The sequence below is a fragment of the Neobacillus bataviensis LMG 21833 genome, from assembly GCF_000307875.1.
GTDB lineage: Bacteria > Bacillota > Bacilli > Bacillales > Cytobacillaceae > Neobacillus > Neobacillus bataviensis.
Genome location: NZ_AJLS01000137.1, coordinates 1 through 24,703, shown reverse-complemented (window position 1 = coordinate 24,703; position 24,703 = coordinate 1). Strand labels below are relative to the sequence as shown.

Annotated in this window: 21 protein-coding genes and 1 other annotated feature; of the genes, 3 read left to right on the top strand and 18 right to left on the bottom strand. The window is 39.8% G+C overall.

Annotation, left to right across the window (positions count from 1 at the left end; genetic code table 11):
- Nucleotides 1–16: 16 nt before the first annotated feature.
- The 12 genes from BABA_RS20830 to BABA_RS20775 all read right to left on the bottom strand — a co-directional run bounded on the left by BABA_RS20830 (nt 17) and on the right by BABA_RS20775 (nt 15,658).
- Nucleotides 17–1,717 (bottom strand): type 2 periplasmic-binding domain-containing protein, encoded by a 1,701-nt coding sequence (locus BABA_RS20830; RefSeq protein ID WP_007087226.1) that lies wholly within the window; start codon nt 1,715–1,717, stop codon nt 17–19.
- 14 nt (nt 1,718–1,731) lie between these two features.
- Complete coding sequence (locus BABA_RS20825; protein ID WP_007087225.1) at nt 1,732–2,613, bottom strand: carbohydrate ABC transporter permease; 882 nt, start codon at nt 2,611–2,613, stop codon at nt 1,732–1,734.
- A gap of 15 nt (nt 2,614–2,628) precedes the next feature.
- Nucleotides 2,629–3,588, bottom strand: coding sequence for an ABC transporter permease (locus BABA_RS20820; RefSeq protein ID WP_007087224.1), 960 nt, complete (start codon nt 3,586–3,588; stop codon nt 2,629–2,631).
- 168 nt (nt 3,589–3,756) lie between these two features.
- Nucleotides 3,757–4,743, bottom strand: a complete 987-nt coding sequence (locus BABA_RS20815; RefSeq protein ID WP_007087223.1) for an SGNH/GDSL hydrolase family protein — start codon at nt 4,741–4,743, stop codon at nt 3,757–3,759.
- Nucleotides 4,744–4,764: 21 nt separating this feature from the next.
- Complete coding sequence (locus BABA_RS20810; protein WP_007087222.1) at nt 4,765–5,772, bottom strand: SGNH/GDSL hydrolase family protein; 1,008 nt, start codon at nt 5,770–5,772, stop codon at nt 4,765–4,767.
- 92 nt (nt 5,773–5,864) lie between these two features.
- Nucleotides 5,865–7,565 (bottom strand): type 2 periplasmic-binding domain-containing protein, encoded by a 1,701-nt coding sequence (locus tag BABA_RS20805; protein WP_007087221.1) that lies wholly within the window; start codon nt 7,563–7,565, stop codon nt 5,865–5,867.
- A gap of 182 nt (nt 7,566–7,747) precedes the next feature.
- Complete coding sequence (locus BABA_RS20800; protein WP_007087220.1) at nt 7,748–10,474, bottom strand: cache domain-containing sensor histidine kinase; 2,727 nt, start codon at nt 10,472–10,474, stop codon at nt 7,748–7,750.
- A gap of 18 nt (nt 10,475–10,492) precedes the next feature.
- Nucleotides 10,493–12,082: a response regulator gene (locus BABA_RS20795; RefSeq protein WP_040347161.1), complete on the bottom strand. Its 1,590-nt coding sequence runs from the start codon at nt 12,080–12,082 to the stop codon at nt 10,493–10,495.
- 145 nt (nt 12,083–12,227) lie between these two features.
- Nucleotides 12,228–13,082 (bottom strand): MurR/RpiR family transcriptional regulator, encoded by an 855-nt coding sequence (locus tag BABA_RS20790; protein WP_007087218.1) that lies wholly within the window; start codon nt 13,080–13,082, stop codon nt 12,228–12,230.
- A gap of 10 nt (nt 13,083–13,092) precedes the next feature.
- Nucleotides 13,093–13,980 (bottom strand): ROK family protein, encoded by an 888-nt coding sequence (locus tag BABA_RS20785; RefSeq protein WP_007087217.1) that lies wholly within the window; start codon nt 13,978–13,980, stop codon nt 13,093–13,095.
- A 39-nt stretch (nt 13,981–14,019) separates the two neighbouring features.
- The gene (locus BABA_RS20780) at nt 14,020–14,709 is read right to left on the bottom strand and encodes an N-acetylmannosamine-6-phosphate 2-epimerase (RefSeq protein WP_007087216.1); all 690 of its coding nucleotides are present in this window, start codon (nt 14,707–14,709) and stop codon (nt 14,020–14,022) included.
- A gap of 19 nt (nt 14,710–14,728) precedes the next feature.
- On the bottom strand, nt 14,729–15,658 hold the full coding sequence (locus BABA_RS20775; protein ID WP_007087215.1) for a dihydrodipicolinate synthase family protein: 930 nt from the start codon (nt 15,656–15,658) through the stop codon (nt 14,729–14,731).
- Between the two features lie 231 nt (nt 15,659–15,889).
- On the opposite strand from BABA_RS20775, the gene tagU reads away from it, so the two are divergent.
- Entirely contained in the window at nt 15,890–16,819 is a 930-nt protein-coding gene (tagU, locus tag BABA_RS20770) for a polyisoprenyl-teichoic acid--peptidoglycan teichoic acid transferase TagU (protein WP_007087214.1), read from the top strand.
- 78 nt (nt 16,820–16,897) lie between these two features.
- Complete coding sequence (locus BABA_RS20765) at nt 16,898–17,377, top strand: glutathione peroxidase (RefSeq protein ID WP_007087213.1); 480 nt, start codon at nt 16,898–16,900, stop codon at nt 17,375–17,377.
- Nucleotides 17,378–17,447: 70 nt separating this feature from the next.
- Here BABA_RS20765 and BABA_RS20760 read toward each other — a convergent pair whose 3' ends face one another.
- The 4 genes from BABA_RS20760 to BABA_RS20745 form a co-directional block, all read right to left on the bottom strand.
- Nucleotides 17,448–18,278, bottom strand: a complete 831-nt coding sequence (locus tag BABA_RS20760) for an energy-coupling factor transporter transmembrane component T family protein (protein ID WP_007087212.1) — start codon at nt 18,276–18,278, stop codon at nt 17,448–17,450.
- Entirely contained in the window at nt 18,269–19,981 is a 1,713-nt protein-coding gene (locus tag BABA_RS20755) for an ABC transporter ATP-binding protein (RefSeq protein WP_040347185.1), read from the bottom strand. The genes BABA_RS20760 and BABA_RS20755 overlap by 10 nt, the downstream gene beginning before the upstream one ends.
- A 290-nt stretch (nt 19,982–20,271) precedes the next feature.
- On the bottom strand, nt 20,272–20,829 hold the full coding sequence (locus tag BABA_RS20750) for an ECF-type riboflavin transporter substrate-binding protein (RefSeq protein ID WP_007087210.1): 558 nt from the start codon (nt 20,827–20,829) through the stop codon (nt 20,272–20,274).
- A gap of 27 nt (nt 20,830–20,856) precedes the next feature.
- Nucleotides 20,857–21,699, bottom strand: coding sequence for an SAM hydrolase/SAM-dependent halogenase family protein (locus BABA_RS20745; protein ID WP_007087209.1), 843 nt, complete (start codon nt 21,697–21,699; stop codon nt 20,857–20,859).
- A 132-nt stretch (nt 21,700–21,831) separates the two neighbouring features.
- Nucleotides 21,832–22,109, bottom strand: a binding site (T-box leader).
- A 326-nt stretch (nt 22,110–22,435) separates the two neighbouring features.
- Here BABA_RS20745 and BABA_RS20740 point away from each other — a divergent pair.
- Entirely contained in the window at nt 22,436–22,861 is a 426-nt protein-coding gene (locus BABA_RS20740) for a ribosomal maturation YjgA family protein (RefSeq protein WP_007087208.1), read from the top strand.
- A gap of 219 nt (nt 22,862–23,080) precedes the next feature.
- Here the strand turns inward: BABA_RS20740 and BABA_RS20735 are convergent, their stop codons facing one another.
- Together BABA_RS20735 and BABA_RS20730 are read right to left on the bottom strand one after the other, a co-directional pair.
- Nucleotides 23,081–23,542: a hypothetical protein gene (locus BABA_RS20735; RefSeq protein WP_007087207.1), complete on the bottom strand. Its 462-nt coding sequence runs from the start codon at nt 23,540–23,542 to the stop codon at nt 23,081–23,083.
- 117 nt (nt 23,543–23,659) lie between these two features.
- The gene (locus BABA_RS20730) at nt 23,660–24,460 is read right to left on the bottom strand and encodes a carbon-nitrogen hydrolase family protein (RefSeq protein WP_007087206.1); all 801 of its coding nucleotides are present in this window, start codon (nt 24,458–24,460) and stop codon (nt 23,660–23,662) included.
- Nucleotides 24,461–24,703: the final 243 nt, after the last annotated feature.

The window sequence follows — 24,703 nt, the reverse complement described above, 5'->3', positions numbered from 1 at the left end:
CACATTCATTTTTTCATTATTTCTTTAACAAATCGGAAGCTTTTGGTGCTTTATCTAACTCGGCAAGAGTTTCTTTCCCGCCGTTATTCATCCAATTTTCAACGTATTTATCCCATTCTTTGTCGATATTGACTTCACCAACAATGGCCTTCATTCTAAATTCGTCTACGATTGTTGTTAGCTGACCTTTATAACGTTTTTCGACATCCTTAATTTTTGTTTCATTTAAAAGATCATACTTATACGGACGGATTAACATTTTTTCTTTCACATCGTCACGAGCATATAATTCGTTTTTAACCTTCATCGTATATTCAGATTGGAACCATGATACTCTTTCTTTATCATACGTACGGAAGTTGTATGCCCAGAAGCCGGAATTTCCTTCTTGCTCAGCAAATTCAGGACGAACTTTCAACGCTGACTTTTCTGGTGTACCTTCCCAGTCAGAATGCACGCCAACTTCTCCATATAATGTCCATCTTGCATCATTATCAAAGTTAATATAATCAAAGACTTGAAGAATTCTTGCTAGTTGTTCATCGGTAACTTTCTTCGAAACATAGAAGGCATCCGCTAGATTTCCAACTGGAATATAAGCACCTTCACCCTGCTGTCCATCCTTGCCAATTTCCGGTGCTGTTGCAAGCAATTTAGCAGTAGAATTTGGATCTTCCACGATGTTCTGCGGCGCACGGCCTTTTGCCCAGTCATCCATCGCAATGTAAGAAGGCTGTGCAATATAGTAGCCGATTTTTCCTTGTTTGTACTTTTCCCAGCTCTTGTTATTGTCAAGTGTGGTAAACTCAGGATCAATGAGGCCCATTTTATACCATTTTGCCATTAATTTTAGAAACTCTTTATATTTCTTTGAAACCTCTGTTTTTACCAGTTTGCCATCTTCCATCATGGTGAAATCAGGAGCAATTCCAAATGCACCCATTAACGTAGCTGACCAGTGGATTTGGTTGTTATACGGTGAAAGTCCGTACGTGTCGTTCTTTCCATTGCCGTCAGGATCGTTAAACGTAAAGGCCTTCAAAATATCTTCCACTTCTTGAATCGTATAAGCGCCATCTGTATAATAAATTTTTTCCCGGCCGCCGCTTGGGCCTACTTGTTTGATTTCACCAGGAGGTTTAATACCTAACTTTTCCAGCCAGTCAAGCCGGAATGTTGGGCCCCAGGCCAAACCATCAACGTGGTCATATTGGCCGATTAATTGAAGATATTCATTGTCAGTTCCCGGCTTTAAGTTCATCTTAATCCCCGGAGCATTTTCAGATAACATCTTCATATAGCGAGGTGCATACTTTTCAAGCATCTCTTTCGGAATGGTTCTCGTTAAACCTGAATCATATAGTTCTTGCGCCGACTTACCGCCTGTCGTAAACGCAAAGGTATCAGGAAGATCCCCAGAAGCGACCATTAAGTTTACTTGGTCAGCATTCCACGTATCCTGTTTTGTATTTTTTATTTTGATATTAAATTGCTTTTCTAATCGCTTTTGAACATAGTTTCCATCCTCTGCCTTACCTCTTGTCACAGAGCCTGATAGATTTAATTCAAGCTTCTTCGAGAAATCTCCTGCTTCAGGCAGGCTTTTCACATCCACCTTTGCTGATGCGTTACTTGCTTCCTTACTCGAACAGGCACTTGTAAAAAGAAGTGCACCGGAAACAGCCGCTATGGAAAGTGCTTTCACAAACTTATTCATATATACATCCCCCTTTATCCTTTTAATGAACCTATCATGATTCCTTTAATGAAGTATTTCTGCACGAATGGATAGATCAGTACAATTGGCCCAATTGAGATGATCACGGTTGCTGCCCGTACATTGCTCAGTAGCAATTGAGAAGTGCTCATACCGCCGCCGCCCATTTGGGCATTTTGTGTCATATCCATCGCTGTCAGCATGTCCCTCACGACGATTTGTAAGACTGTTTTAGAGTCATCTTGAATATAGACCAAAGCATGGAACCATTCATTCCAATGATACACGGCTGCCCAAAGTGCGACAGTGGCGATAACCGGTTTTGAAATCGGAATAATGATCTTCATAAGAATTTGAAAATAATTAGCCCCATCAATAATCGCGGATTCTTCAACGCCTTTATCAATCGTCATAAAATAATTCCGCATGATAATGATAAAGAACACATTCACTGCTGACGGTAAAATCAGTGACAAGCTATTGTCTAGCAATCCGAGATTTTTAACTAACAAGTAATCGGGAATCATTCCCCCTGAGAAAAACATCGCAATCAAGAAGAAGACGGTAAAAACATTGCGGAAAGGCAGGTCTTTTTTTGAAAGCGGATAGGCAGCCAGTATCGTAAACCCGACAATTAAGAAGGTACCGGCAACGGTTCTAATAATCGTATTGACATATGCTTTCATAACGTTCCCGTATGAAAATACATATTCATACGCATCTGTAATCCAGCGATCAGGCCATAAATGGACGCCAAGACTTGATGATGCCTTGGCATCCGAGAAAGATAAAACAATGGTCTGCCAAAAAGGATAAAGCACGATAATAGAGAACAAAATGTACCCCGACACATTGAGAATATCAAATAATGAAATTTTTTTCCGTGAAATTCCCATATAAAATCCTCCTTCCTACCAAATTCCGTGTTCACTTTTTCTACGAATAATAGCGTTTGCACTAAGAATCAGCACAATTCCAACTACGTTTTTAAATAATCCTACCGCTGTGGCATAGTCAAATTGGAATTGCTCCAAACCGCTTCGATAGACATACGTATCGATAATGTCAGCCACCTCGTAAACTAACGGGTTGTACAAGTTAAGGATCTGATCGAAACCTGCGTTTAAAATACTGCCAAGTCTGAGAATAAACATGATGATGACCATTGGCATGATGGAAGGAAGTGTAACGTGAATCATCTTGTGAAATCTTCCTGCTCCATCCATTTCCGCTGCTTCATACAATCCAGGGTCAATGGAGGCAATCGATGCTAAATAGATGATCGCTCCCCAGCCAATTTCCTTCCACATATCCGTTAAGACTAAAATCGGGATAAACGACGTTTTGTCCGCCATGAAATTGAGTGGTTCTCCTCCAAAAAGGGTAATAATAAAGTTTATTATTCCTCTTTGCGGGGAAAAGACTTCAATGACCATTGCCGACAAAATAACCCAAGACATGAAATGCGGCAAATAGGAGATCGATTGCGTCACCTTTTTAAATTTTTCACTTTTAATTTCATTTAGCAAGATGGCAAAAATGATCGGTGCCGGGAACACAATCACAACCTTTAATAAACTGATAATGACTGTATTCTTCAATGCCCTCACAAACAAGAAGTCACTAAACAGCCTTTTGAAATGTTCAAAGTTATTCCACGGACTATCCCAGATACCCAAGCCAGGTGAAAAGTCTTTAAAGGCAATTATAATCCCGTACATGGGAATGTAACTAAAAATAAATAACATAATCATCGGAATGAGCAACATGAAATATAGCGTTTTCATTTTTTTCATTTGGAGCCACTTAGTGTTTGTTTTCTTTTCAGTCTTTGCGGTCTCTACATTTTGTTTTTGTATTACAGTTTGCACTTGTTTTTCCTCCCCTCATTTTTATTTCTTTGAAATCGCTTTCTATAATTAGAATAATATAAAATTTATGTAAATTGTTTTACTATCTATAGGAAATGTAACACTATTTTAAGATAGGTAAAAAAATAGATCAGGCGCACGAATTATTCATGCGCCTCTCTTTATGAATTACTTTATATAAGGTTTAAACGCATTCGCAAAATTTTGCCCCATCAGTTTATAGCCTTCCGCATTGGGATGAAGATTGTCAGGCAGTAAATAACCATGTTCAGCTCCAAAAATGTCCAGACCATTTATGTAGAAAATACGCTCATCACCATTTTTTCTAAAGATATTTATTACCTCTTCCACTTCATCACGCATTTGAGCCAATGTAAAACCAACGATATTTTCCGTTGTTTCTCTATGGGCACCATATATGGAAGAACTCAATACGATTGGAACATTTTTATGCTTTTCTCGAATAATCTTAATGAATCCTATAACCACAGCTTGAAACGTTCGGTGGTTGTACGTTTCTGCATTATAAGAATTGATTGAAGCGTTTAGATGAATAAAATCTACTGAAGTATCTCTGATCATTCTAGCAGTCATAGGTTCATATTGACATTCACCGCTATAGCCTAAGCAAACCAGGTTTAAGTCTAATTCTTTTGCTGTAATTGCCGGCCATGTTTGTGATGGACTTTCTGCTAGATAACATTGGGTAATCGAGCTGCCATATGTCATCCACTTTTTCCGTGTATCGTTGAATGGTTGAAACGAAGCATCCTCGGCAATCCAAAGTGCTTTTAATTCAACTTTATTACGCTGGGATAAATAGATGTCCAGCCTTTTTGTTTGGTTTGGAAGATCTGCTGCTTCTAAGAACGTTTTATTCGCATCAACCACAATTGTCCTAAACAATTCATTATCAATTAAAATATCAAACTCCAACTCCAAAGGGCTAGGAGCGATTTCCAATTTAATTTTATCCGTATTACTCAGAAAAGATATTCTTACACCTGCTGGTACCTCGGCTTGTCCATTAAGTTGGTTGGGGGTGTAAAAGTCCTTTTCTTTGTAATTAATTCGCCATGGTTTTACATATTCCCCTTTATGTTCAAGGGAGATTGCACCATGTATAATTCGATCATCTAGTTCAATTTGTTTCATCCTATTTACCTCCAAACATGTTTACAGGCTGAAAACCTCGTCTTTCTTAAAATAAGGCTTGAAAGCAGCCGCAAAATTATGACCCATCAATTTGTATCCTTCTGCATTCGGATGTAAACCATCAGGGAGCAAGTTTTCATATTCTGCACTTAAAATATCTAATCCATTTACATAGAAAATATGTTCATCGCCATTTTTTCTGAATATATCTACAATCTCTTTCACTTGTTTTCTCATTTCTATTAATGTAAATCCAACTAGATTCGGTGTATCTTCTCGAAACGTTCCATAAATAGGAGAGCTTAATACGATTGGAACTGTTGGTTGTTTTTCACGAATAATTTGTATAAAACCGATGATGATCGCCTGGAATGTGCGATGGTTGTAACAGTCCCCACCGTATATATTAATTCCTGCGCTTAACGAAATGAAATCTACAGGCGTATCCCTGATTGTCCGTGCCACCATCGGCTCATATTGACATTGTCCGCTATACCCAAGACAAATTAAATCTAAATCCAATTCTTTTGCAGTGATAGCCGGCCATGTTTGGGAAGGACTTTCAGCTGCATGACATTGAGTAATGGAACTTCCGTATGTAAGCCATTTTTTTCCGGAGGATTTGTGCGCGGCCCAGTCTGCATGTTCATCAATAAAAACATTTTTCAATAAAACTTGTTGTTGTTGAGATAAGTAAACCTCAATTTTTTTATGATTGGTTGATAGATTTTCAATGGTAAAAGAGGTATCACCTGGTTGCACAATCACTGTTTTTATTCGTTCATGATCAATAACCACATCAAACTCTACTTCATTTTGAGATGGAGCGAATTCCACCATCAGTTTGGCAGAGGTGGTTTCAAATGTAATTCTAACCCCGGCTGGTATTTCTGCGTGGCCATTTAGAAGATCAGGAGTAAAAAAATCTTTGTCTTTGTAAAAAATTCTCCATGGCTTAATAAATTCACCGATTTTCTCGAGAGAAACTGCTCCTACTATGGTCTGCTCATTTAAGGGAATTGGTTTCATATATTATCCCACCTATTCTTTTTTTATTTCAATAAAATCCAAATAACAAAGGTATATAACCTTCGTTATTTGGATTCTTTCATAAAATCACCTTATTTTTTCATTAAATCAGTAACCTTTTCTGCTTTTTCTAACTCATCGGTCAGTTCTTGACCACCATTGGCCAAATAACTTTTTACATATTCATCCCATGTTTTATCAATATTTACTTCACCAACCATTGCTTTCATCATGTACTCATCCACTATTGTTTTTAATTGGCCGTCGTAACGCTTTTTAATGTCTGCTACTTTCGTTTCTTGTAACAAATCCCATTTGTATGGACGAATCATCATCTTTTCCTTAACATCAGGCCGTTGGAAAAACTCATTATTAAGCTTCATCGTATATTCAGATGTAAACCACTGCACTCTTTCCTTATCATATGTTCGGAAATTATACGCCCAGAAACCGGAATTACCTTCCTGCTCTGCAAATTCAGGTCTTACTTTTAAAGCGGATTTTTCAGGTTCACCTTCCCAATCAGAGTGAACCCCCAATTCTCCATACAGTGTCCATCTTGCATCATTATCAAAGTTGATATAATCAAATACCTGAAGGATTCTTGCTAATTTCTCATCTGAAACCTTTTTAGAAACAAAGAAGTTATCTGCTAAAAGCCCTACAGGTAAGAATGCGCCAACCCCTTGCTGGCCATTTGGTCCGATTTCCGGAGCAGTAGCTAATAACTTAACTTGAGAATCTGGATTCTCTACAATATTTTGCGGAGCTCGGCCTTTTGCCCAGTCATCCATGGCAATATATGCAGGTTGAGCTATATAATAACCAATCTTTCCTTGCTTGTACTTTTCCCAACTCTTATTGGCATCTAAAGTCGTAAACTCTGGATCTACTAACCCCATTTTATACCACTTGGCTATCAATTTAAGGAATTCCTTATATTGATCCGATACTTCCATTTGAACTAATTTACCATTTTCCTTTATATTATAGCCTGGAGCAAGTCCAAATGACCCCATTAATGAGGCAGCCCAGGAGGCATTATTATTGTATGGAGAAATTCCGTAGGTGTCATTTTTGCCATTTCCATCTGGGTCATTAAAGGTAAACGCCTTCAAGATTTCTTCAACTTGGTCTAATGTATAAGCAGAGTCAGTAAAGTAGATTTTTTCACGGCCACCGCTTGGGCCTACTTGTTTTATCTCTCCAGGGGGTTTAATTCCTAATTTCTCTAGCCAATCTAATCTAAATGTTGGAGCCCAAACTAATCCATCCGTATTTGGATATAACCCGGTTAATTGCATGTACTCGTCATCTGTACCTGGGGCAATATTTAATTTTAGTCCCGGAGGATTCTCGGATAACATTTTCATATAACGAGGTGCATACTTTTCAAGCATTGCTTTCGGAATGGTTCTTGTTAACCCTCCATCATATAGTTCTCTTGCCGTCTTTGGCGCCCCTGTAAAGGCAAATGTATCGGGTAAATCCCCAGATGCAACCATTAAATTAACTTGGTCTCTATTCCATGTATCAACCTTTGTATTTTTAATTTTAATGTTAAATTGCTTTTCTAACCTCTTTTGAACATAGTTTCCATCTTCAACCTTGCCTCTTGTCACAGATCCTGAAAGATTCAGTTCAAGCTTTTTAGAAAAATCTCCCGTTTTAGGCAAGCCTCCCACATCAACTTTTTCTGCCTCTTTACTTGCTTCCTTATTCGAACATGCTGATGTAAAAATAAGTGCACTTGAAAAAGCTGCTATTGAAAGTGTTTTCAATATTTTCTTCACATAAAACTCCCCCTTTATTCTTTTTTGTATTGTAAACGTTAACAATTTTTAGAATAATACAAATTATCAACCGGAAGTATCACTATCTATAGGAAAAGTAACACTATTTTAAGGCAAGTTAAGATAGGAGGTTTATTACTCCCATATGGCAAAAAAAAGAAGCCTCTCGAAAGAAGCTCAATTTACATGGCAGCAGGAATGACAATTGTAACGGTTGTACCTTCCCCCCAAATACTTTCAATATCTAACCCGTATTGATTCCCAAAATGAAGTCGGATTCTTCCATTTACATTGTAAATACCTGCTTTATCCAACGTCGCTGAAGTTAAATGATTCTTAATAATCGCAAGATCATCTTCTCTTATTCCGATTGCATTATCCTTTACAATGATATGAATCTGATCTTCAATTAGCTTGCAAGAAATATGAATCGTGACCCTGTTCTTTGTTTTTCTTGCACCATGATGAATCGCATTTTCAATTACCGGCTGCAGAATCAGCTTGACCGTTTTATAACTCAATATTTTTTCGTCTCCATCCCAGACACATTCAAAGTTATCAAAGCGATAAGACATAATTTTAATATAGGTTTTCGTGTACACTAGTTCATCACGAAGAGTAATCATCACTTGTTCTCGATTGGTAATAAACCGGAACAATTTGCTCAACGACGCAATCATCTCCAGCGCCCGTTCCGTCTCACTTGATTCAACAAGATAGATCAAATTATCCAGCGTGTTGTATAAAAAATGCGGATTAATTTGCGACTGTAGTGCATTTAGCTGAAGTTCCCGCTTTTCATATTTTAATTGAATTCGTTCTTGATCGGCCAAAATCGTCTCATGAATCAACTCTTCCATTCTCTCAACCATTTTATTGAAATTTTGAGTGAGGGAGTCCATTTCGCTGATTCCCGATAATTGTTCCACCACCTCATGATGCGAGCCTTGTAAATCAAACGTATGAAACAGCGAATTCAACTGGCCGATTGGCCGCAGCATTCGTTTCGAAATCCAATAGGCAAACGCGAGCAGCAAAAGTAATACCAGTGCTAGCAGATAGGCATCACTAATAAATAATTGCTCAATCTGCTTTTGAATCGCGGAATCATTATAGGTTGAGATAAACTTCCAATCCATGCCGGTGATTTCCTTCTTGAAAATATGATAATTAGTGCCGCTCTCCTTATCAGAAACAATGGTGCCAATTTTAAGAGGATCCGGATGGGAGAGAATCCGATTATGCTGATCTGCGAGCAGCATGTTGAGGCCTGTCTTTTGCCAATCGGCATAAAATTTCGCCAGTTCATTCCCTTCCATATCGACAGTAATGTAGCCGATACTTTTCGCGTTGTCAGCTACAGAAAAAGCAGGCATTCCAATCACAATGGTCACATCATTAAAATGATTTTTTTCCAGTGTATAGCTTATATTTCGGCCTGTGGCTTGTAACTGCATTAAAAAATGCGGATCCATTTGCTTGTTCTCGCTATATCCGTTCGTATAGATTGGTTTGCCTTCCAGGTTGTATATCTTAACAGTTTGCCGTCGTAATTCAAGGTATTGCTTTTTATTGAGCAATTCATGGCCAATACTTTCTGCATCCTCTTCCATCATCGAATGCAGCACGTTGTTATTGTAGGCGATTCGCGTCAGCAACAGCACACGCTGGTTAATTTCATTGTTCATCAGCCGCGCCATCTTTTCATGCGAAGCACGATAGCTTTCCTGCAAATCACTCGAAATAATTTTTGAAGTTTGTCCGTAAAGCATCACCATAAATATGACAAGCGGCAGCAGCACCGTTATCACGAAATAAAAGAAGAAGCGCTCACGCAAGCTCACTTTCATGACCCTGTTTTTTTTCTGTTGAAAAAGACTACTGTAATTCCTGCTTTCTTCATACCCCTTTATCGATTCAATTAACCGATCAAGCGGCTGCAGCACCTTTCGTCCTACTATTCTAGAAAAAATATAAGCAATCAATGCGGAAAAGAGAAAAGTAGCAACAAGCATTTTCCACATCAGCGCCATTTGCTTTTTATAAAAACTTAATTTTTCTACATAAACAAGCTGAAAATTATAATAAGGAATACTAGAGTGGTAGATCCCTGTATTCTCATAGGTTCCTTGTAATCCCTTTTTGGATGAAGGCAATTTTTTAAGCTTCGCCGGCAGGTTATCGACAGCTTTATCGCCTTTAAAAAACAGTCTGCCGTTTTGGTCAAATAAGCCGATATGATCAGCGTAAAAGATATAATCGTCAAGGTTTTTAGGATTGATAAAGATTAAAATTACCCCTTTATTTACCCCGTCGGCAGAAAGTATATTCACACCAAAAAACATACTGTTATTCAAATCCTTCGAGCCGGAAGCTTCCACCGCTTGCCCCCCCGAAATGGAAGGAATCTCAATCTTCCTGTTGGCTTCACCGATGGAAACAAAATGATACTGACGTTCAGCCTCATTGTTTAACTTCATTCCATTATACTGATAATCGATATATTTCATATCTGAGCTGAACTGCGTTTCCGGTGTCACAATCAGGATATTGTCTATCAGTTTATTATTTTGCCTGATCGTGTATAAGTATTCTTCAAGATTCGAAAGCTGCTTATACTTCTCAGAAGGGCTAAGATTGTTGTCTCCTAATTCATCTAGATAGCGGATAACAATCTCATTTGTCTTCAAATTATTTACAGTATCATATATATTATTAAACTCTGTTTGTAGTTCAGTAGAAATCTGATCCATCCGTAACTGAACCGATGTTTCCTTCTTTTCTTCGATAAAGTTTTTGATTTTCATATAATATAAACTGCTTAACAGCAAAAGAAATACGAATACAGTGATTAACGAGAACCTTAATAAGAAGGTATGGAAGGGAAGATTCCCCATTGTTTTTTTCATGATGTTCCTCCAATGGAGTTATCTTTTTTGCTGTCGTCTGAACACTACAGGTGTCATACCTGTTTCATTTTTAAATACTTTGTTAAAATACGAATGGCTTTGAAAACCTGTCATGTCAGAGATTACCTTTATTTTATAATCCGTCTTTCTAAGCAGGTTTGCCGCTTCTTCCACCCTGACTTTATTGACATAATCAATAAAGTTTTCCCCGGTTTCTTTTTTAAAAATAGCACTAAAATAGGCAAGGTGCAGGAATAAATGGTTGGAGATATCCTCCAAGGTGATCCGTTCCTGATAATGTTCCTTTACATATTCTTTCGCCATGAGCACATATCGGTTATTATCCTTCTCCTCACTTTTAGACAAATCAAATGACATCGTTTCCAGCATTTGCGTCAGCCATCGTTTTAATTCCTTTAAGGAGTCAATTTCGTATATTTTCCCCAATACTTGCTGATGATCAATGGAAGGCAGTGAAAGCTCCTTTTCTTTGAAACGAAATAATAGAATGATAATGAGTTCAGAACAAGAACCGCGGGTTTCGGCAATTTGCAAGCCACTAACCTGTTTTAATGAATCAAAAAAATGGGTAACAAACTCACTGACTTCGGCAATTTCATTCGTTTTTCTCTTCGAAAGGAGCAGACTTTCAATCTTGTTCACATGATCCATCATAAAGTTGGGGATTTGCTTGTTATTTCCCTTTTCATTATTGTCAGATACGTCTTCATAAAAGATAACCGTTTCATATTCATTAAAATATTTATAGCTGTACGCATAAACAGCTTCATTATATGATCGATTAATGTCAGCATATGTGCAAGCCTTATCACCAACACCCACCACAAAATTTTTCTTATCTTTAAATACGTCACCAAGTTCTTCCTGTAATGAGTCGACAAACTTCTGAATGTTTGGCAATAGAGCTTGTTTTGAAAAATAAGCAGAATCTGTCAGTAATAAAATCAAACTATTCCCATAAAACAATATCGGCACTTGGTAGCGATTCCAAAAGTCTGCAGCCAGCTCCGTGATTCTCTGTCTGATTGAAAAAGTGGAAGTTTCTTTAAACAGCTGGTCAAATGAAAAAATCGCCACTTTAAAAGATTGTGTCTGCTGATTCCAATGGTCGGCATAATTTGGTAAATTTTCTCCTTTTATTAAATCTAGGAGCATGAGCTCTTCCGTGTTCCATTTCTCATAAAAGTGATTTACCTTTTGCAATTCCGCATCTTCTCTTAATTCCTCGGCCATCTTTCCAAAAGCATCGTAAAAATCATTCTTCATCAATGGTTTTAACAAATATCCCTTCACACCATAGTGAATCGCCTCTTGAGCATATTTGAAATCATCGTAGGCACTAAGGATGACTACTTTTATTTCCGGATAGGAGGTTTTAATTTCTTTTGCTAGCTCCAAGCCCGTCATTTCCATCATCATCACGTCTGTCAAAACGGCATGCGGCTGTTCCTTTTTAATGAGTTCTAATGCTTCACGACCGTTTTCAGCAGCACCTACTACTTCAAATCCGACTTCAGACCATGGGAGAAAATGCGTCAGCCTGTCCCGGATGTTTTTTTCGTCATCAACCACTATTATTTTGTACACTCCAATCCCCCTCGTCAGAAGATTATTTAATTAGTTTAGTAACTATATTTTATCAGAAGACCAAAGGTTCCAAAAGTCGAATTTTGCGCTTTACAATTTATGGCATTCTATGAAAATGGAAAAGAGGCTTCCATGAAGCCCCTTTTTACAGCATCTTTTCAATCACAGCCTGGGCTGTACTTTCTTTATTTCGAATCGATTCTTTATACGTCCGTTTAAAATACTCCGTATAGAGTAAATCTAATAGGTACAATTGCGATATTTTGGCTGATAGACTTCCGCCTTGCAGCGGCCCTTCATTTGCACCGCAGAGCAACGTGATATCTGCAAAACTTGTTAATGGTGATTTGGCAAACCTTGTAATCGCAATAATCGTGGCACCTTGTTCTTTTGCCGCTTTTGCCACATCAATCGTATCCTTAGTCGAGCCAGAATAAGAGATAAGCACAGCCACATCTTTTTCAGTCAGTAATGCTGCCGACATAATCTGCAGATGGGTATCCATCTGGCATTCGGTTTTATTCGTAATCCGCAAAAACTTATTCTTAGCTTCCATCGCCGTCATGAAGGAAGCACCCACACCAAAAAAGTGAATGCGATGGGCCCGGGTAAAATGATCGACAGCCCTTGAAAGATCCTGCTCGTGGATTAAATTAAAGGTCTCTGTTAAAGCACTTATATTGGTAGATAAAATCTTTGATGCCAGTTCAAAGACCGTATCCTGCATCGTAATTTGCCCTGATATTTGCGGCGTTTCTTCCCCTTGAGAAATGCTGTGCGCCAAAGCAATCTTAAACTCTTGATATCCTTTCAGGTCCAATGTTTTGCAGAATCGAGATACACTGGACTCCCCCACATTACAGGCATCTGCCAGGTCTGTAATAGACATGTAAAGAACTTCCTTTGGGTGTTCCAGGATATAATCGGCTGCCTTTTTTTCCGTATTGGTAAATGAATTATATCTTGAATGGATGTGAGCAAAAATATCAATATTGGTCATTCTACACCTCTTACTTGTTCCCTCTTGCATGAAGAGACACAGCCCCAAGGACACCTGCCTTATTTCCAAGCGACGCCTTGATTATTTGAACATCTGAAAAGCTTCCCATAATATTTGCTTTTACTTTCCTTGAAGCCATTTCCACCAGCTTGTCTTGCTCCATGATACCGCCGCCCAAAATGATCGCCGGCGGATTAAAGATATGAATTAACGAAGTGAGTCCGAGTGCTACTTCAAAAGTCCACTCTTCGACAACATTTTCTAATCCGGAATTTCCCATGTTAATTTTTTCAAAAATGATTCTTCCATTGACACATTCAGGGTCTATTTCTTTCGCTCGTTTGACTAAAGCGGTGGTGGATGCATACGTTTCATAGCACCCCTTGAAACCACAGTTACAAGAATTCCCCAATGGATGGGTAATCATGTGTCCAAACTCAGCAGCTACACCAGTATGGCCTTTATAAATATGCGAATCAAGCACAATTGCCCCGCCTATTCCGGTACCATACGTCAAACAAAGAAACTCGCTGAATTCCTTACCGGCACCATAGATTCCTTCTCCTAATGCCGCCGCATTGACGTCATTTTCGACTTTCACCGGTACACGGAATTGGGTTTCAAGAATTTCCTTTAGTTTCGTGCCGGTATAACCCGGAATATTTTCATTCGCATAAATGATGGATCCTTCCAAAGGATCCACTTGTCCCGCCGTGCTGATTCCAATGGCATCAAAGCCGTGGTATTGCTGTATGATATGAATGAGCTTTTCGACTACGAACTTTCCGCCCTTTTTACTTTCGGTCTCGTATTCATTAAATTCCTCAATATTTCCGAATTCATCAGAGATACACATCTTAATCGATGTTCCGCCGATATCAGCAGCTGCTATTTTCATTGTCAATCATCACCAGTCCACATCTAAATTCCGGAAGAATTAACTAATTGCCGCAATAAATCGTTTCGTAATTTCCATCGGTCTTGTAATCGCAGTACCGACTACTGCCGTATGAACTCCTGCAGTAAACACACTCTTCAGTTCTTCCGGTGTCCAAATTCCGCCTTCCGCAATGACCGGAATAGGGAGTTCTTGAGCCAGCTGTTTCATTAACTCCAAATCAGGCAGTGATCTACCTTTCGTATACTCCGTATACCCAGACAGAGTGGTACCGACACAATCAAACCCTAGACGATGAGCTTCCACTGCCTCTTCATAGGTAGAGCAATCGGCCATAAATAGCTGTTCCTTGTAGCTCTCTCTTATTTTCGGGAAAATCTCGCTAATCGTTGTACCATCAGGGCGAATTCTGCTCGTTGCATCTAAGGCGATAATCTCGACTCCTTGACGATATAGCATATCGATTTCCTTACATGTTGGGGTAATGAAAACATCTGATCCTTCATACACCTGCTTAATGATCCCGATGACAGGCAGTTGAACGGTTTCTTGAATTTCTCTTATATCCTCGACACTGTTTGCTCTAATTCCAGCAGCCCCTCCAAGCATGGCCGCATACGCCATTTTCCCCATGAATGGAGAGCTGTGAAGCGGCTCTTCAGGCAGCGCCTGACAGGAAACAATTAGTTTTCCCTTTAGTTTTTCAAATACGTCCTGCTTACATTTCATATCCATTCAGCTCCACACTTTAATTAATCGCACTTACCTTGCATCCATGTTTAAGAATGGCTTGATCAATCATCTCTTTAATACCGTTAATTTTGTCCAGATCTTCCCCTGTTACTTCCTCAAAAGGCGCCCTTACACTGCCAATATTTATACCATTTAGCTTCAATACTTCTTTGATGGCGGAATACATCGACCCGTTTAATGAGCAAAGGGCAATAATGATATCATTAATATCTCGTTGAATCTTTCTTGCTTCTGTAAACTTCCCAGCAGACACAAACTCTTCCGCCCTTAAGAGCAGCTCTGGCATTGCCGCATACGTTCCACCAATTCCGCTGTCTGCCCCGATTAATCTTCCGGATACATACTGCTCATCCGGGCCATTAAAGACGATAAATTCTTCGCCGCCCTCAGCCTTGAATCGTTCAATATCCATGACTGGCATCGATGAATTTTTTACGCCAATTACTTTTTTGTTTTCTAGTAATTGCTTAAAGAGATTCATAGAAAGATTATAGCCAGTGGTTTGAGGAATGTTGTAAATAATAAATGGTAAATCCGTTGCATCCATAATGTCTGTCCAATACTTATAGATTGAACTTTCCGGTAATTTAAAATAGATGGGTGGAATGGCAGACAAGGCATCATAGCCGAGTTCTGCGGCATATGCAGCTAAACTGACACTATCTCTCGTTGCTGGTGCGCCAACATGGGCAATTAACGTCAATTTCCCTTTCAGGCATTCTGCTACATATTTTAAAGTAGCTTTTCGTTCCTCAAGGTTTTGATAGATACATTCCCCCGAACTCCCACCTACATAAAGACCTTGTACTCCCTTTTCGTAAAGATACTGGCATAAGTCTTTTGTTCTTTCTTCAGAAACTTCACCTTCATCGTCATAACAAGCATAAAAAGCAGGGAATATACCTTTAAATTTATCCGCTTTCATTTTTCTTCCCACCATCTCATAATTTTATTGTTTGAATTAATTGAAATATAACATATTCCTATTATCATGTAAATAATTTTCAATACTTTATATAATAATGAAAAAAATTACCCATTTCTGGTCATGAATGTTCCTAAATTTCCACAATTTTTTTATATCTACTTTTCCTTTTTTTTGCTATTCTATATGGTAGATGTAAAAAAAATGCATTATTTTTGGAGGAAATGTCGAATGAGGACTGCTAAAAATAAAAAGAAAAGAAAGTGGCTTAGAGTAACAGGTATTATCCTGTTAGTCTTATTAGTTGCTGGTGGCACTTATGCGTTCACCGTCTATAAATCTTTAAAAACTGCCGTAGAAACCATGCACCAGCCAATTGATCGGAAACAATCCGAAAAACGTCAGGAACCAGTTACGTTTAAGGAAAAAGACCCATTTTCGGTATTAATGTTAGGGGTTGATGAACGCGCAGGAGACAAGGGGCGTTCCGATACGATGATCGTATTAACCGTCAATCCAAACAATAAATCAGTGAAAATGCTCAGCATCCCACGTGACACCCGTACGAAAATCGTTGGAAAAGGAACAGAAGATAAGATTAACCATGCCTATGCCTTTGGTGGAATTCCTATGTCAATGGATACGGTTGAGAACTTCCTTGATATTCCAATCGATTATTACATGAAGGTGAATATGGAAGGATTTAAGGACATCGTAGACGCAGTTGGCGGTATTACCGTCCAGAATGATCTAGACTTTACTCAAGATGGATTCCATTTTACAAAAGGACCATTAACCCTAAATGGCGAAAAAGCCCTAAGTTATACTCGAATGAGATACGAAGATCCTAGAGGTGACTTTGGCCGTCAAACAAGACAGCGCCAGATTATTCAAGGGGTCATTCAAGAAGGGGCAAGTGTATCAAGCTTGACTAACTTCTCAGATATTTTTGCTGCCCTTGGCAAAAACGTAAAAACAAACCTGACTTTTGATCAACTAATGGACATACAAAAGAATTACAAAGAGGCAGGAAAAAACATCCAGCAGATGGAAATAAAAGAACAAGGCACCATGATCAATAAGATCTACTACGGATTAGTATCACCTGAAGAACAACAACGAGTGCAAAATGAATTAAAAGCGCAACTAGAATTGAAATAAAGCAGGGGTCAGTTCTCTTGCATCATCGAAGCAGGGGAACCGCCCCCTGCTTCAACTACTTTAATGAGGAGGAAAACAATGAAAACCGTTTACGACTTTCAAGTAAAAATGCCCAATGGCAAGGCGAAATCACTGAAGGAATACGAAGGTAGACCGTTAATTATCGTCAATACAGCCAGTAAGTGCGGATTTACCCCTCAATTTAAAGGACTTCAAACATTATACGATACATACAAAGAGCAAGGCTTGGAGATATTGGGTTTTCCATGTTCTCAGTTCAATAATCAGGAATTTGCTCAAATTGAAAAAACAACTGAATTTTGCCAGGTTAACTATGGGGTGAACTTTCCCATTTTTGCAAAAGTTGACGTAAATGGCCCTTTTTCGGATCCCCTATTCAAGTTTTTAAAGGAACAGAAGACTGGTCTATTATCCCCCAGGATAAAATGGAATTTCACAAAATTCCTTGTCAACCGTAACGGCCAGGTAATCAAACGCTATGCACCAACGGTAGATCCAAGCAGTATCGAGGCGGATTTAGAAAAGTTATTTTCTTGAAAATAGCAAACGAGCTTTCCATTATGGAAAGCTCGTTTTTTTCATCCCACCCATGAGAATCGTCCCTGCTTCAAAAAGGATTATAAAACCTATCACCGTCGTGGAAGGTGATGTATAGCGATACCACTAAAATAAGAACAAATAGAATAATAGTAACAATATCAATTTTTTGAAAAGGTCGGGCGCGGTACCAGGTGCGCTTTTTGTTTTTTCCAAAGCCGCGCAGTTCCATCGCATTGCTGATAATCTCAATCTTATCAAGGCTGGATAAGATCAGCGGGATAATAATCGAGGCGGCATTCTTAATCCGCTTCGGCAGCTTTTCCTTGCGCGACATATCAATCCCGCGGGCTTGCTGGGAAAGGGCAATCGTCCGAAAATCCCGTTGGATGTCGGGAATATAGCGTAACGCCAGCGCGACAGCATAGGAAATGCGATAGCTGACACCGATACGGTTTAATGATGCGGCAAATTCACTTGGATTGGTCGTCACGATAAACAGAATCGCCGCAGGAATGACCGTGAAATATTTAAGCGTGACATTCATTTGATAAAACAGCTGCTCAAGCGTTAGCGAATAGCGCCCGCCGTCGATGTCAACCAGTACATGGCTTGTCCCGTAAATCGCGACACCTTCTTGCGGTGAAAACACATAGATTGCTAGATTATTTATCAGGAGAAAAAACAAAATAAATAGAAGGACAAAGGCTACTTCCTTAAGTTTCACCTTGGAAACGATGAACACGCCCATACTTAATAGAAAGAGAAAGATCAAAACGCGCGTATCATAGGTGAGCATCGCAATCGATGACCAAATCATAAAGCAAATCATCTTGGTTACCCCTGTAAGCCGGTGGACTGGTGATTGCCGCTCAATATAAGAAAGCATCTCTACTGCCATTTCTGCCTCACCCCTCGATCATACGCGATAAATCGCCGGACAAACTCTTTCGGTTCGCCGAACCCCGCCCGCTCCGCCAGTTCAAAAAGGGACGTTTCCTTTAAGTTTGCCTGTTTGATAATAGTAGCATCCGCCAATACATGAACGGCAGTATCATCCGCTATTTTTCTCCCGCTTGCCATCACGATCGCCCTTGGTGTGTATTCAAGCATCAGATGCATATCATGGGTAATCATGATAATCGTTACTCCATGGCGGTTAAGTTCAACTAAAAACTCCATGATTTCAGTATAATGGCGAAAATCCTGCCCAGCGGTTGGTTCATCCAGAATCAGCACCTCTGGTTCTAAAACTAAAATAGAGGCAATCGTAACCCGTTTTTTCTGCCCAAAGCTTAGCGCCGAAATCGGCCAGTTACGGAACGGATACAAGCCGCAAATCTTCAATGTCTTTAGGACGCGCTCTTTTATTTCGTTTTCCGGGACACCGCGGATGACGAGGCCCAGCGCCACTTCATCATAGATCATCTGCTTTGAAATCATCTGATTCGGATTTTGCATCACCATGCCAATTCGTGCAGCCCGCTCTTTAATCGTATCGCCGCTAATATCCTGACCACGATAATAAATTCTTCCCGAGCTCGGCTTCTCAAAGCCACAGATTAATTTAGACAGCGTCGACTTACTAGCACCATTTTTTCCAACAATACTGACCATCTCTCCTTTTTCAATCGAAAAAGAAACATCGTGAATCGTCCGTTGCCCCGGTTTGTAACCGAACGTAATATCCTTTACTTCCAAAACGACTTCTGTTTTCGCCCGAGGCTGCGGTGGATTCACGTTTGTAAACCAATCTGCTAATTGAGCTTTGCAGCTATCGATACGAAAGGTATCTGGATGGGCAGGCTGCATGTCAGGTGTAATTTTACAGCCGGCATATTTGGCCGCTTTTACATATAAGGGCTCACGGACGGAACACTGCTCCAACAGCGGGGAAGCCAATAATTCATCTGGAGTCATATCACCGATAATCCTGCCATCATCCACGACAATGATACGGTCAACAGGGCAATGCAAGACATCCTCAAGGCGGTGCTCAATAATCACGACCGTTTTGTTTGTTTCGCGCTGGATCCGGTCAATGAGTTCGATTGCATATTTTCCCGTTGCCGGATCAAGATTTGCCAGCGGCTCATCAAATAATAGGATCTCTACATCATCGACCATGACCCCGGCAAGCGAGACCCGTTGCTTTTGTCCCCCGGAAAGGTGATGGAGTGAGGAATCCAAATACTCCTCCATTTCGACCATTTTCGATACTTCTGCTATCCTTTTGAACATTTGTTTTTGTGGTGCACAATCATTTTCAAGCGCAAACGCGATATCCTCAGCGACCGTGAGTCCAATAAATTGCCCATCTGGATCTTGGAGAACGGTACCGACTTTTTTAGAAAGGGTGAAAATATCGAGATCCATCGCATCCTCACCGCTAATTTTCAAGCTTCCGGACACTTGTCCTTTATAAGAAAAGGGAACAAGGCCATTGAGACAATGGCCAAGTGTGCTTTTTCCTGAACCTGAAGGCCCAACAATCAGAACCTTTTCCCCGTCATGGATCGTTAAGTTGATCTCATGTAACGTTGGTGCCGTCTGACTGCGATACTGAAAGCTATAGTTTTCGAATTGAATAACCGGTTTTTTCATAAAAATTCTCCTAATAATTGTAGCTTTTTGAATTCGCTCATTGAATAGCAAAATTCGCTCATTGGCCATCGAAATTCGCTCATTAAACATTGAAATTCGCTCATTGAACCTCATAATTCGCTCATAGAGAGGTTAAGTCATTACATAAATCATGAAATGTAGATAATTGAGGTGTGAATTTTCACTTTTTTAACGACGATCTGATATATCGGCGATTTTTGTATGTTTATCGGCGAATCTGCGATTATATCGGCGAATCCAAAAACACCCGCAAACTTACATAACAAATCTTATACATCCTTCGTCAAACTGCCGCTTTGACTGCGGCTTTTTGCATAAATGCTTAGCAGCAGCGTACCAAGAACAGCGACCGTCACCATGTTTAATCCGCCAGCCACTGCCCCTTGTAAATAAACCTTATTCGCTGGTTCTGCATAAATCAACACATCCAAGGTTGGCGCAATCACGAACCAGCCAATCGCTTGGACGATAATTTGAACGACGTTAAATAGGATGATTTTTTTTACCGTAAAAACGCCCGATTCAATATTGATTTTCTTCGCTGCCAGGCCAATTAAGAAGCCGACAATTCCCGAGACGACAACCCAGCTCCACCACGGCGTTCCATAGAAGATCGCATCCTTTAAGGCATGACCGATTAAGCCAATCAAGCCGCCGGCAACTGGTCCGAAAATAATCGCCATTAATGCTAAAAAGCCATATGAAGTGTCGAAATTCGTATTCGGAACCCCTGTTGGAATAGAGGCAAATCTCCCTAAAATCACGAATACAGCTGCTCCAATTCCTATCGCCACAATCGTTTTAATCGATAACTGATTTCTTTTCATTTTCTAAAACCCCCAAGTAAAATATTTTTACACAATTTTCCGAATGATTATTTTCCAAGAAGCCCCTGTTTCAATATGATACGCTTTTGAAAAAGAACCTTGGTTTAGCGCTACACCAATTTTGTCGAGTGAATTGACGTAGAGCAATGGTTCTCCTAAATGAATGTCAGCGAATGTACGACCATAGGTCATGATATTTTTATAGACTTGACGGGTGTCATTTTCAATCGTCACTTCAAAGGAATCGCCATATCCCGCTGATAAATCTTTAAAAAGCAAACGGTCAATATTAGTCCATAAATTTCCGAAGCGAATATCAAGTATGTCGATGTGGCCTGTTAGGACTTGGTTGGTAATACTCGGCTCCGCCATGGGCAGCTCGATAAGAGAATCCACCGGCACCTCCGGACCTACCTGTTCAAACGTAATCAGCTTGGAAGCAAGCCGCGCCCCTGTATAGGCATACACATCACGGCCGTGAAACGTATAGGATTCACCTGAGTGCGGCAGGCGATTGACGGTCTCATCGATGATTCTTGCTTCCGCAATGCCAATACATTTTTTCAAATGGGTAAGCGTCCCGTTGTCTGGAGTAATAATATACTGACCTAGCACCGTTTTCACGGCAATACTTCTGCGCTCGGAGCCAACACCCGGATCCACAACCGACACAAACACCGTGCCTTCCGGCCAATAAGAAACCGTCTGATACAAGCGGTAGGAGCCTTCCCAAATATGATACTGCGGGATGTCATGAGTTAAATCAAAAATCCGGATGTCCGGATTCACAGAAATAGCCACACCATACATCGCACTTACAGCACCATCACTTGTACCAAAATCAGTTTGCAATACGAGATTATTATTCATTATATTTGCCTCCTCCGTTTTATATTCTTGAAGCGGGGGACGGTTCTCCCGCTTTATCATGCACTGGAAGCAAGGGAACCGTCCCCTGCTTCCCAATAAAAAAACCACGCCCCTATCCATTTAAAGAAAATAGATAAGGACGTGGTTGTTCGCCGCGTGGTACCACCTTAATTTACTGTTTGCTCACACAAAACAGCCTCTGCAAGTACGAGAGCGTATATGCTGCTCTTCATACTGTGGTGTGGATAACGAGCACCAAATCTCGTCGGAACCTACTCCAATCCAGCTACGATTGTTTCAGCACGAAGCTCTGAGGCCATTGTTCGGATTCGTATTTTTGCTTCTTTTCAGCTCCCGAAGCTCTCTGTGAAAAATAACGTAATCGTACTTTCCCTCTTCATTGCTTTTTAAAATGAATTATTCGAAATTTATAAAAATTATAGTTTGTATTTTTGGAATAGTCAATACGAAGTGACTAGATTTTGTAGAATTTTTGAAGTGGAGAGTAAAACAGGAAAATCGGCGAGTAACGGATCAAAGGTGGGCAGTAAAACGCCAAAAGTGGAGAGTAAATCCCGAAAACCGGATAGTAAAATGTTCAAAGTGGAGAGTAAATAGACTGACCCTTCTTTTCGCGAACCGCCCTCCTTTCCCAGCCGCCTGTGATAGAATGGGAAGCAGAGGAAACAAAGTAGAACAGGACTTTTTATTATGTGACTGAAAAAGGGTGTTTCAATTGAAATCTATCAATCAACGATATGGTAAAATAAAGATTGTTTATTTAATTGCCATTGTTACCACCATCGCATTAGGCCTTGCCTCAAGGAAATACGGCGAGTTGCTTCCGTTTTTTGTTGCGCAGAATACGGGGGATGCGCTATGGGCGATGATGGTTTATTTTGGTTTCCGTTTCTTACTAGTGCGTAAAAGTCTGCTAATAGCAATCTTGCTTAGTTTTTTATTTAGTTTTGGCATTGAGTTCAGTCAATTGTATCAAGAAGACTGGATCAATCAGATTCGCGGCACTATCCTTGGAGGATTGATCCTAGGTAAAGGATTTCTTACCGTGGATCTGATTCGGTATACAGTGGGGATCCTGCTGGCAGCCGGGTTCGATAAAGTGGTGAGAATGTTGAATCCCGTAGACAAAATGGCTACCTAAAGACAGTAGATTGTCAGAAAAGGAATTGATAAGATGTTTCCAGCCATGGATAATCTACTCTGCCTGCTAAAAAGCCCACAACTCGCAGAACTAAAAAACAGCGGGATTGACCTTAGTTTAGTATGAGTTGAAACGAAAGTTGTCGATAATTGCCGGGGAAATTTAGCGGTAATAGCCCATATTATTGCACTACTTGGCTAGTGGTAAATCCCTTTGCTTTCATTGTTGGTAATCCCACAAAATCCCCCAGCTATCTTTGTTTTTAACCACATATACATCTTGCTCAAAGTTAAATTTCCCGTATTTCCCTTTATACATTTGGAGAACTTGAAAATGATAGGCTTCCTTAAAAGGCTTTTTGTCTTTGGCCATTCTCCATTTTTCAACTTTATCTAGATATTCGATAGAATAATCAAACGTCTCTGCCCCGAAATGCCCCATAAAGACGTGCGCCCGGTCATTAATATAGGTCGACTTTTCCCACCGTTCTTTCATGAAAGGATGGAATAGCTCCCACGAATCAGTAAAATTCCCTTCCTGCTCATATGTATAAAATTCGTCCACGACCCTTTGCGCCTGTTCCTCGGCGGAAAAGAACATCGACTTAATCATTACAATGATTAGGATTATGACAATAAACACTCCAATAAATAGGCCTACACGCGATTGTCTTTTACGCATTTTTTCTCCTTCCATAAAATGATTTTATTCATTATATGAAAGATTTCACCCATTTATTATCCAAAGGGGAAGCATCAAGCTTCATGAAAAAGAAGCAAGAGAACTGTCCCCTGCTTCCTAAATAGTAGTATAAAATTCAGACTTACGATTTTTTACGCTTGGGAGTTTTTCTCTTACTCGTTGAATACGGTTAAGGTCAATATCGGACAAAATTAAGGTTTCTTCTTCGCCTCCGCTGGCTTGGATAACACCCATCGGATCGACGATCACACTGCGTCCGGTAAAAATATCGCCAACCAGGTTTGCGCCGCAGACAAACATGGTATTTTCAATAGCTCGAGCGCGAATAAGCGTTTGCCAATGATCCTCTTTCATCGGTCCTGCCACCCAGCCAGCAGGAACAAGCAGGATATCTGCCTCTTGAAGCGCAAATTGCCTTGCGATTTCTGGGAAGCGTAATTCGTAACAAACCATTAATCCTATTTTTCCAAACTCTGTTTCTACTATTTTATATTGATTTTCACCCGGTATAATCGTATCAGATTCATGATAATTAAACGCATCGTATAAATGGGTTTTTCGGTAAGAATGGACGAGCTGTCCTGAACGATTGATAAGGACGGTTGTGTTATATGCACGTTCTTGATCATCTGGTTTGGATTCATACAGACCGCAAACCACATAAATTTCGTTTTGGCGGGCAGCTTCCATTAATCCGGTAACAAACGGGCCATCCAATGGTTCTGCCACATCTACAGGTAAGACACCAGACTTCGGGGTAGCCAGTGCCATAAAAAATTCAGGTATGATCACAAAATCTGCGCCCAAACCTTTTGCTTTCGAAATGTATTGGGTGGCCTTCTCTAAATTAGCGGATTTATCAATACTTGTGGATAATTGTGCAATTGCTACTTTCATCAAAATACCTCCTGAAACTAGTTTAGTATTTTTCCTCTATTATATTATAGACTTATTTTTATAATATACATTAACTTATTCCCAATATTCTAAAAAGTATTTTCAGCATATGATGAGGCGTAACAATGAAAGCCGGATCTCTTAATAGAAAACAACGAAAAGGTCTTCATCCCGCTTATGAAGACCAAAACGCTCATCGAATACATGCAAAATGGTCTTCATCCCGCTTATGAAGACCAAAAC

Bases quoted from the DNA above. Each gene is read 5' to 3' on its own strand.
- BABA_RS20810 (WP_007087222.1), bottom strand. From the start codon at position 5,772: ATGAAACCAATTCCCTTAAATGAGCAGACCATAGTAGGAGCAGTTTCT.
- BABA_RS20830 (WP_007087226.1), bottom strand. From the start codon at position 1,717: ATGAATAAGTTTGTGAAAGCACTTTCCATAGCGGCTGTTTCCGGTGCA.
- BABA_RS20800 (WP_007087220.1), bottom strand. From the start codon at position 10,474: ATGAAAAAAACAATGGGGAATCTTCCCTTCCATACCTTCTTATTAAGG.
- BABA_RS20780 (WP_007087216.1), bottom strand. From the start codon at position 14,709: ATGAAATGTAAGCAGGACGTATTTGAAAAACTAAAGGGAAAACTAATT.
- BABA_RS20815 (WP_007087223.1), bottom strand. From the start codon at position 4,743: ATGAAACAAATTGAACTAGATGATCGAATTATACATGGTGCAATCTCC.
- BABA_RS20775 (WP_007087215.1), bottom strand. From the start codon at position 15,658: ATGAAAGCGGATAAATTTAAAGGTATATTCCCTGCTTTTTATGCTTGT.
- BABA_RS20765 (WP_007087213.1), top strand. From the start codon at position 16,898: ATGAAAACCGTTTACGACTTTCAAGTAAAAATGCCCAATGGCAAGGCG.
- BABA_RS20730 (WP_007087206.1), bottom strand. From the start codon at position 24,460: ATGAAAGTAGCAATTGCACAATTATCCACAAGTATTGATAAATCCGCT.
- BABA_RS20750 (WP_007087210.1), bottom strand. From the start codon at position 20,829: ATGAAAAGAAATCAGTTATCGATTAAAACGATTGTGGCGATAGGAATT.
- BABA_RS20785 (WP_007087217.1), bottom strand. From the start codon at position 13,980: ATGAAAATAGCAGCTGCTGATATCGGCGGAACATCGATTAAGATGTGT.
- BABA_RS20735 (WP_007087207.1), bottom strand. From the start codon at position 23,542: ATGCGTAAAAGACAATCGCGTGTAGGCCTATTTATTGGAGTGTTTATT.
- tagU (WP_007087214.1), top strand. From the start codon at position 15,890: ATGAGGACTGCTAAAAATAAAAAGAAAAGAAAGTGGCTTAGAGTAACA.
- BABA_RS20825 (WP_007087225.1), bottom strand. From the start codon at position 2,613: ATGGGAATTTCACGGAAAAAAATTTCATTATTTGATATTCTCAATGTG.
- BABA_RS20745 (WP_007087209.1), bottom strand. From the start codon at position 21,699: ATGAATAATAATCTCGTATTGCAAACTGATTTTGGTACAAGTGATGGT.
- BABA_RS20755 (WP_040347185.1), bottom strand. From the start codon at position 19,981: ATGAAAAAACCGGTTATTCAATTCGAAAACTATAGCTTTCAGTATCGC.
- BABA_RS20760 (WP_007087212.1), bottom strand. From the start codon at position 18,278: ATGGCAGTAGAGATGCTTTCTTATATTGAGCGGCAATCACCAGTCCAC.
- BABA_RS20790 (WP_007087218.1), bottom strand. From the start codon at position 13,082: ATGACCAATATTGATATTTTTGCTCACATCCATTCAAGATATAATTCA.